Source organism: Bradyrhizobium sp. Ken51 (genome assembly GCF_055807435.1).
The window spans coordinates 1-8,825 of record NZ_JBVVPB010000073.1; the positions used below are offsets into that span (position 1 = coordinate 1).

The window sequence follows — 8,825 nt, forward strand, 5'->3', positions numbered from 1 at the left end:
AAACTGGCGACCGATCTGAAGAAGGCTCGCCGGCAGCTCCTTACTCGGTGCCCCCGCGCGCTTGAAGGTAAATGACCATGAACTCCACGATCACGTGTCCCAAGTGCGGTCACGCTGCTGCCGAGGTCATGCCGACCGACGCTTGCCAGTTCTTCTATGACTGCAGAGGCTGTGCGAGCGCCTGAAGCCGCTCCCTGGCGACTGCTGCGTGTTCCCTTCGGCACGATCGCTGTCCACCGGTTCAAGAGAATGGCAAGGGCTGCTGTAGCTAGCTGGCCTGAAGGGAGTGAACTTCACCTGACCTTGTGCGGTGAGGCTTGAGCTGCTCATTGGGCGTTCCCGCTTGTGGCCGAAGGCTGCCGCGCGACGACTGAGGTGTCAGCTTTCGGGAGGCGAGCCGAACAGCGCATTCGGCCTGGCTTGAGGCAGCCTTTGACCCATTGCGGGCTCCAGCGTATCGAGGCGCCCTGAACGCGGGTATCGTCTTGTCGCTAAATAAAGGCGTCACGATCCATTACGGTGTGTAGGCAAAACAAGTGCCACGCTGCTGAAGCAATGTCGCGGAACGCAGGCAGGTCGTCGCCGAAGGGTCAATTTCTCAACGAGGATCAGGCGCTAAGAAACCACAAAAAAGTTCCAATGCTGGAACCTAATTTTCCGGTGTTTCCTCCGTAAAGGGAGCAAGATATGAAACCGTCTAGGGACACCTTGGCGCAGATGTCCATCGACCAGCTTTGGGATCTCTACCGCCAGACCGAGGCCATTCTCCCAGGAAAACTTGCGGCGAAACAAAAGGCGCTAGAAGAGCGGTTGGCTAAGCTCGGCGGCGCGGTTGGGTCTCTTATGCGGCAAACTGTTCGCGCCCGACGGCGCTATCCCAAGGTCCATCCAAAGTATCGAAACCCACTAAATGGATCGGAGACTTGGGCCGGACGCGGTAAGCAGCCTCGCTGGGTAACAAACCTGTTGAAGTCCGGAAAACGGATCGATGACTTGCGTATTGATCGGACCGCGACGTAGCCCGTTCAATGCCGGCGTTGGATTTCCGCTTTCCTAACTTGCTCTCGGAGTGCTTGCACTTCGTCCCAAAGTTTTTCGAGGTCAGGTGCTGATGCGTGCCTTCGTTTCAGCCTCTCAAGCTCAGCAGCCAGGATCAGTAGGTCTGGCGTAACACGCTTTTGCGTCTTTGAAGCCCGGACCTTTCGTCCCATCTGGGAACAACTCCGCACGCACTAATCGGCGTCCCCGCGCTGTAGCAAGTATTGTGCCGTGTCGGATGTATGGTGGATGAACGAGATCGTTCAGCAAGGCCCTATGGATCACCCCAAGTGCAGCCGCGCAGGGCGCCTGCCATGTCGTCGGTGCTATGTTGCTTTCCGGGCATCGAACGGCGGCAGGATGCTTGATAGGTCGAGATAGCGATACGGCATACTGTGCGTTACTTGTGATCCGCGAGAAAGCCAGCAACGAAGGTCCGGAAGTGGCCCAAATGCGAAGTGCACGATCTCCGATAGCTAGGTCGCTGTCGGGGGAAAAGCGAAGGTCGCACACATTTCGCGGGCGATCTTACTGCGCTAAAAATGCGAATGCGACAACTGTGCCACCATGCTTGCGAAAATCAGCAGTGCCGGGAGGGATTTTCGGGTCATTGGCCTCGGCGAATCGCGCGCAGCCGATTGACCGGGTTGAGGTCTAGGCGGTCTCTGGGACCGCACGAGTTTGCCCTCTGTCGTTGGCGTCTGAGCCTTTGGTTCCGGCGCTGCGCCTACGCCTCCCATCTCGCTGTAATAAGCGCTGTAGACCTCGCGAACAGCTAGGGCCGCGGACTCTGGCTCGCTCATTGTCTCGAGCCGAGTTCGATAGTTATTCAGAAAGCTTTGGGCGCTGGACGGCAGGTCATCGAAACCACCGAGCTTGGCCATCATGAGCCAGGTGGCAAAATCCGCCTCAGCCTTCGTGCGCGCTCTCTTGCTGATACTGGCGTTGGAGCTAGAGGACATGGTGGTCCGATCGGTTTGAACCCGGCCGCGAAGCTGTTCATCGACACTATCCGCGCGGCGGGAAAGGCAATTGGCAATCCAATCACAGTACCGGGAGAGTTCAAAGCCGAACCTTACCAACTAGTCGGCTCCTGGCCTGGTTGAAGGGACTGAGCAGGCTAACTAGGGACCCAACCAGCTCGCAGCTCGCCAAGTCGATTATCGACATTGCGACGTGAGCTATGTCGAGGGCGTCCTTGGCTTATGGCACGATTGGGCATGAACCCAACCCGCAAGAGCCGTTAGACATCAGATGCAGCCGTCCAGCGCTCAATCAGGCGTAAAGCGATGCTGGCGAGCAAAATCCCGAGGACCCGCCAACCACCTTTTCGGACGCATCCAGCAATCTAGCATCGCAATCTGGCGTCAGCTTTTGCAACAATTCCTGCATCACTGCGATTCCAAGCACGAGGCTGAACACCAGCGTCATCCGGTCCCGGTACGCGGCACCAAATGCGAAACGTAGGAACGTAAAGCCGCGACGTGTTCGATGTTGGCCGAATTGCTCAGTTGAGGGCCTTGGTGGATTCGAGACAGACTTGCGTAGGTGGATAAACTCAAGAGAAGCCCACGCAACTGAAATCTATACAGCATAGTTACGACTGACCCGCGTTGTTACTGCAGTAATTCAGCGCCAACGGGTCTAGCGGCTCGCATTTGCCAAGGTGGTGGCTGCGGTTCTTCACCCTGATCCAGAACTTCTGCCGCCGCTCGGGCAGGGCAGTACGACCAATGGTGGGCGCACCTGAACGTAACTTTTCGTGATTGAACTAATAAAAAGGATTTAATTTATTTAATCTGGTTTAAGTTAAACAGTTGCAGTAGCCCGAGGGGATACCCGATGCCCACAACAGAAGAAGACGAAGACCGCCGGGAGTTCTTGAAGACCTGTGGCAGGTTTGCTGCCGTAACCCCGCCAGCGATGACGCTACTGTCGTTAACGTCAACAGCCATCGCACGTTCCGGCGCCCAAGACGGAGCAGGATATAGCGGCGGAGGCGGCAGCAGTCATTCAGTTTTCGACAATGATCCACACAGCGCGACCGAGGATCACTCGACCAAGGAGCATTCATCAACCGGCGGCGGTGCTGGGGGCTCTGGCGGGGGTGGCGGCGAGAACTCGGGTGGCGCAAAGGGCTCCAAGGTCGCGCATTCCGGAGAGGAAGGCTCCCGATCTGGCGGTGGCGGCGGTAACAAGGGCTCCTCGGGCTTTGGCGGCCAGGATGGAGATGACAAGAAGAAGAATGAGCGCGATTGAAAAGGACCCGTCGAGCGCCGCTTAGCTGCTGTGTGGTGGGGGCAACATGCGCCATCTCAAGGTGACAATCCTGGTTTTGGCATATGCGGTGGTATTGCCCGCGTCTGCGCAAACCTGTTGCCCCACCGGCTGCGCGCCAGACGCCAATCGGTGCGTGAGCAGCGGTCCGCTGTGGACCAGATGCCTTCCTATCGCCTGCGCCGAAGATTCTCGAGGGCCGTCACGTGGGTCCGCGGTGAACAAGCACAGAGCCGCCGTGCTCGCCCGCCGGCCAGCGCGTACCTACGTGGTCCCAGCTCAGATTCCCCCAGAGTGCCCATTGGTGAAACCGAGCAAGGCGCAGGTCGGCGAGGCGACCGCTCAATGCATGAACGTGTTGACTCGAAATGCGCAGTTGCGGAATTGCTTTTTTGAGGACGACGCTGGGAGGGCCGAAGAGGAAAGAACCGGCCTGATCTGCCCCGATCGCCAAGCTGCTCTGGCGAGGCAGTGTCTACAGCGCTGCGTCAACTATGCGTCCGATACGACACATTTGGTGTGCGCCGGCAGCTATCCGAACACCGTCTGGCGTGTGTCTTTTGGAGCTATCTCGGGCTACACTCTCGGTTCCGAGCATGTCGACCTCTGCGGCTCTCGGCTAAGAACGCCGCGGCAAGCTCCAACGCGATGAGGTGCGCTGGACTGAGGCCTTCGCTGCCATCCGGAGGCAGACAAGGGGCGGCCAACTGACCCTGCTGGGAGGGCAGCGGCAGTGAAAGCCGCGGACGTCGCACAGTGCCGGGCGGCCATTGCCAGCGCCGCGGCGAAAGGAAAGGCGCCCTGAGGGCGCACGTTAAACGTATAACGAATCGCGCCAGTACGGTGTGTCGCAACTCACACTGTGGATAACAAAAGTGCCCGCGGGTCGCGCCATTCGATGGAGCCGCACAGCCTTGATGCGGCTGCTGAGGCTGCCGGTTCGCGGACGATCAATGCACCACGCCGAGGTGAGCAGCCGTCGCGGATGCAGGGCGTCATCACACCATGGAGCTTTCAAACCGATAAGCTTGACCCCGTCGCGAATGACGGGCTTCGTTCGAGGCAATGCAGGGACGGTAGATCTGCTGCGACGGAATCCGGCTGGGCCTGGACAGTTGCACCCAAGGCCGTGCGGGATCTATGCCGCACGGCCTTGGCTGACTGGGGACCGGGGTCACCCAATCGCCAACTCGCGCTCACGTTAGGCCGATCGGCGGTCCGGGTGGTTCTCGCAGTAGGGGGTCAATTTTGGGCTCTGACGCAATTTTGGTGCAGCACTGGTCATGTGGCACCGATTAGTCGAGCCTGCAGCAAGGTGTGAATCGGCATCGAAGCATGCCCCCTCCAATGTGATGTGAATCAGAGACCTATCGTGCCGATCAACCCCGGGACCCCCACGCCCATTCACACCACGGCTCAAGGCTCAATTCGCGCTTCAAGAGTCTTCGCGCGCGAATTCGGAGGTCCCGCGCCTAAGCTCGCCGGCGCAGAACATATCGGCCAGTGACACCGCCAGGGTCACGTAGCCGATCCGGCCACGCCGCGATATCCGCTCAGGCGAATTGAGAATATCGGGAAAGCTGAAAGAATGACTCTGCTTCGTAGGACGGATCGGTGGCCAGTCGGGCAAGCCTTTGCCCGATGGCAGGCGCGAACTTCGCATCATGGCCCGAACACGCGGAGCAGACGATTAGGCGGGAATCCGGCCAGCGATCGATGATGAATTCCTCGCCCGCATCGGGCAGGCGGTCGGCGGGCACGGTGTTGGTGTAGAGGCAGACGTCTCGATCGATGATTGGCCCGGCCGCGCCCGGGACAAGGGCCGCCAACGCATCGCCGACCGGGCGGAGTTCGGCCTCGGTGGCCTGCGGACCCCAGTCGTCGGGGCCGACCACGGGCCCGTGGTTGTGAGGCGCCGCTTTGACGCCGCGCTGTTCGAAGTCCGGAAAGCCGTAGACCACGTCGTTCGGACCTCGGTCCAGAATGAAGATCGGGAAACGACCGAGCGCCACAGTGTCAGGGCGGGTCGGCTTGAACCAGCCGACCGCCTGTCGGGTCACGTTGAGCAGCGCGCCCAGTGTCGGGAGTGCGCGACCGAGCCATGGACCCAGCGCCAGAATCGCGCGCTCGGCGAAGAACTCTTCGGTCACCGTGCGGATCGATACGCCGTCTTGGTGCGGCGTGAAGCTCGCGCGTTCCGGAATCACACGGTTCCCGGCGCGTGAGCGCATCAGTCTCATGACGACACCGGTCCGCAGTATCGCGCCACCGTCTTGTACTACGACGTCCCAGTCGTCGGGCAGGGTGAAAGCCGGAAATTCCTTGTTCGCTACGGTCGCGGTCAACATCGGATCAGGGCGCCCTTTCGCGATCGCGGCCGCGCGTGACGACGCCACCATCGCAGAGCCGAGGAGGCCTGCCTCCAAAACAGGGGTTTCCGTCAGAACCGTTTGACGGCTTTCGGCCTGCAGCCGGATCCAACCGGCATGAGCCTCGTCGCTCAGGCTGGTGTAGTTGGGGTTTTCGAAATTGAAGCGACGGAAAATTCGACATGAACCATGTGACGAGCCTCGATCCGAACCGGGTCCGACGGGGTCGAAGCCGAGCGCATCGACGCCGGCATCCAACAATGAGTTGAGCGCTGCTCCGCCCAGGAGTCCTAGACCCAGCACGGCGACTTCGCATTTTCGCATGAAGGCCTCGCGAGCGATGCCACGACTGGCCGATCATCCTGATGATTTCGCGGATTTACAAGGTCTACGGTAGGGCGATTACGTCGCGAAAGGGACCGCGGGGCGACAGCGGGCCAGATCCGAAGTCTGAATAGGAGCCGCAGTCAACGGCGTCCGTCTCCATAGCTTTAGTTTCGGCCGCAGGAGCAGGTCGGTCGCGGCTTAGCGCGACCATGGCCACGATAACGACGGTTGCGGTTTTATAGCTTGCGGTCTGGCAATTGGCGCCGGCTTTGGCGCCTGGGCAACATTGGCCGACTGCCGTGGACGCGGCAATGGTACTTCCTGCATGACCTGTGGCTTTTCTGGGATCGCGTTCGTAACTTCAGGCATCATCTCCTTTGGTGCTGAGGCGTTCGCCGTGGCGCGGGCGAGTTGCTCCTGGTTTGCGTTGAGGCGATCGGTGAGCGTTTGACTTTCGCGTGCCATCTGGATCTGGATCCCTTTGACATCGTCGATGACACGGCTGTTACGTGCGAGTTCTTCCTGGCCTGTCTTGAGTTGGCGCGCGACATTTTCATTGTCGTGGACCAATTTCTCTTGCGTCACGTTAAGCTGTTCGACTGCTTGCCTCAAGGCAGCGAGATCGCGCGTCATCGACTGCAGCTGCTGCGTCAAGTCGGAAACCAGGGCGATTGCAGACGGCGCCGCGTCTTTCGGCGCCGCAGCATCTCGGGGGCCCCGCGTCAGGGGTGCAGGGTCCGAAGGGGCCCTCGTCGCCGGTTGTGCGGAGGACGACCACCACCACCAAGCAGCAAAGGACACAGCCAACAGAGAGCAGACGAAGGCCACGTGGCGCTGTTTCGTCGGTTGATGGTTCGTTGCCGGTGCGCGAGACGTCTCCATGGTCGGCTGGACCGAGGGACCGTCTTCCGCCTTGCGCGTCAGGTGCGAAAGCTCCTCCGCGATCTGCCGTTCCGCGACGCTGTCGTCCCGCGTGGAAGCCATTTGGTGCTCCATATGAACCCTTGACGACGGTGCTGACTTTCGTTGTTTAGCACAGTTTTAGCCTGTGCGCTCGGGCCCAGCGCTGCGCGCGAAGGCGCCGTCGGCAAATGAGTCCGATCGCCGAAAGTTCGAGGCTGATCGAGGCAGGAAAAAGCGCCTAAACTCCAGTGCGGCGTGTGCTTATGCCGATGTATGACGTCGAATGGCAGGCTCGCGTGTCTTGCAGCGGGCGCACTCAACCTCCAGCCAGGCGAGTCCGCCACTAAGCATTGATCGATCGTCGGGCAGGGCTGCGCAGGGCCCCCGTAGCATTCCATGCGGACGGACCAGGCTTCCGCCTCCGGCCGGTCGGCTTCTCGAACGGCCTCCTGGGCGCGCTCGCGGGCTCATTGCGATGGATCATCGCGCCCATAATCCGGCCGCTCCAGACTACCTCTCCACACTTTTCGCGGAGGATTCCGCAGGTGGCTTGTGAAGCTAGCCGCAGCCGGGAGCCCCACACCTCACTTCGGTCAAGCGCGACTGAGCCTAGCGGCTCCCGCGATCTAATGTGCCAACGTGGCTCGAACCGTAGAAGTGGCAAGCTCCGCGCGGAAAAAACGCAGAGCGCTTTCGCGGAAGGGGGCGAGCTACCGGTCCCTGGTTCTCGCCGCGCCGAGGATATCCACTCCTCCAAACTGTGGGCGCTAAACCCTCGCGAAGATGTTCATTTTTCGCAAACCGCGGACGGTTCTAGAAATAAGCTACGGTAATGAACTACGGTAACTCGGCCAAATCGCAATACGTGATGCCACTATGGGCATCCGCCGGCAAGGATGTGAACCTCTTCTTCCTGCTGGGCTCTCGCGACTTCGACAGGCATAGTGTCCTTTTGCACGCCTCGCGCCGCTCAACTGCGAATACTTTCTGCACACGCCGGCTTCAATTGGTAGCTTAATCTTCCTTGCAGTCGCTCTTCGTCGCATCGTGCTCGGAAGGTCGATCCCCCGCGGATTTAAGAGAGCTGCCAGCCTGCAAGCAGGATGCAAGTGAAAGCAAGATTTCAGGCCTCGCTCGGCGTCACCGATCTCGCAATTTCGCCGACGTGAACGGGCGGGGGAGCAGTTGGATCATCGCGGCCAACTGGGCTCAGGCCATGGCATGTAAAGACGCAGCCCTGCGGAGACAGGGCATCGATGAGCTGCAGCGGCGCCCTCTCATGCTGTGACATACCGGCCGGCACGATCAAGACCTACAAGGCCGGCACGTAGGGCAGGGGTCCGGCTAATCGTCGAAGCACGGTCCGGCATTGCAGAGCTTGGGAGCTAGTTAGACGGGCAGCCGAAGCCAAAGGTCGTTGCTGGACAGCGTCCCGGCCGGCGTGGCTATCTCCAAATCGACGACGCGAAATGAGCCGGGCTGATCATCATACAGGTAACGAAGATGCCAGACCGGGCCAAGTTCTGGTGTAATGGCGAAGTCATCTAAGGCACTCGCGACGTATCGAACGGCATCGCGATGTGCTATCGGCGCGGAGAACATCGTGTCGATCAGCGTGGCGAGGCTCATACCTTCCTGGAGCATGGTTCGCGCGACTTCGTCTCCGCGGACGAGCCTAAGGGCCGATACGAGGGCCGCGATAGCGTCAGGGTTCTTTAGAGACACGGCAAATTCGTTTCAGGCCAAAAGCCGGACTATTGACGTACGGGCGCGTGGGCGGCGGTTGCGCTTTCGCAGGGCAATGCACGTCTGCTACAACACCTCAGCACGGACTTGAGCAACGCCACGATTTGTAATCCCCAAGCTGCGCGCGGCCGCCAGCGAGAGGTCGAGGACGCGGCCACGGACCCA

The 8,825-nt window shown here is 60.2% G+C and carries 5 protein-coding genes and 2 pseudogenes; 3 read left to right on the top strand and 4 right to left on the bottom strand.

The genetic code is table 11. From position 1 onward, the window contains the following. Nucleotides 1–71 precede the first annotated feature (71 nt). Both AC0L27_RS40315 and AC0L27_RS40320 read left to right on the top strand, forming a co-directional pair. Nucleotides 72–272 (top strand): annotated as a pseudogene (locus AC0L27_RS40315) (GDCCVxC domain-containing (seleno)protein). A gap of 445 nt (nt 273–717) precedes the next feature. Further along, nucleotides 718–1,020: an H-NS histone family protein gene (locus AC0L27_RS40320; RefSeq protein WP_473323587.1), complete on the top strand. Its 303-nt coding sequence runs from the start codon at nt 718–720 to the stop codon at nt 1,018–1,020. A gap of 1,293 nt (nt 1,021–2,313) precedes the next feature. Here the strand turns inward: AC0L27_RS40320 and AC0L27_RS40325 are convergent. Then, nucleotides 2,314–2,469: a hypothetical protein gene (locus tag AC0L27_RS40325; protein WP_354258421.1), complete on the bottom strand. Its 156-nt coding sequence runs from the start codon at nt 2,467–2,469 to the stop codon at nt 2,314–2,316. A 411-nt stretch (nt 2,470–2,880) separates the two neighbouring features. Here AC0L27_RS40325 and AC0L27_RS40330 point away from each other — a divergent pair. Further along, nucleotides 2,881–3,174: pseudogene (locus AC0L27_RS40330) on the top strand (hypothetical protein); the annotation flags it as partial. Between the two features lie 1,694 nt (nt 3,175–4,868). Here AC0L27_RS40330 and AC0L27_RS40335 read toward each other — a convergent pair. The 3 genes from AC0L27_RS40335 to AC0L27_RS40345 form a co-directional block, all read right to left on the bottom strand. Further along, nucleotides 4,869–6,008 carry an FAD-dependent oxidoreductase gene (locus AC0L27_RS40335; RefSeq protein WP_473323589.1) on the bottom strand — a complete coding sequence of 380 codons (1,140 nt, stop codon included), beginning with the start codon at nt 6,006–6,008 and terminating at the stop codon, nt 4,869–4,871. Between the two features lie 201 nt (nt 6,009–6,209). After that, nucleotides 6,210–6,995, bottom strand: a complete 786-nt coding sequence (locus AC0L27_RS40340) for a hypothetical protein (RefSeq protein WP_354212054.1) — start codon at nt 6,993–6,995, stop codon at nt 6,210–6,212. Nucleotides 6,996–8,303: 1,308 nt separating this feature from the next. After that, nucleotides 8,304–8,543, bottom strand: a complete 240-nt coding sequence (locus tag AC0L27_RS40345) for a hypothetical protein (RefSeq protein WP_473323591.1) — start codon at nt 8,541–8,543, stop codon at nt 8,304–8,306. Nucleotides 8,544–8,825 lie beyond the last annotated feature (282 nt).

Excerpts from the sequence above, each read along its gene's own strand:
- AC0L27_RS40320 (WP_473323587.1), top strand. The coding sequence starts at position 718 with ATGTCCATCGACCAGCTTTGGGATCTCTACCGCCAGACCGAGGCCATT.
- AC0L27_RS40325 (WP_354258421.1), bottom strand. The coding sequence starts at position 2,469 with ATGACGCTGGTGTTCAGCCTCGTGCTTGGAATCGCAGTGATGCAGGAA.
- AC0L27_RS40335 (WP_473323589.1), bottom strand. The coding sequence starts at position 6,008 with ATGCGAAAATGCGAAGTCGCCGTGCTGGGTCTAGGACTCCTGGGCGGA.
- AC0L27_RS40340 (WP_354212054.1), bottom strand. The coding sequence starts at position 6,995 with ATGGCTTCCACGCGGGACGACAGCGTCGCGGAACGGCAGATCGCGGAG.
- AC0L27_RS40345 (WP_473323591.1), bottom strand. The coding sequence starts at position 8,543 with ATGAGCCTCGCCACGCTGATCGACACGATGTTCTCCGCGCCGATAGCA.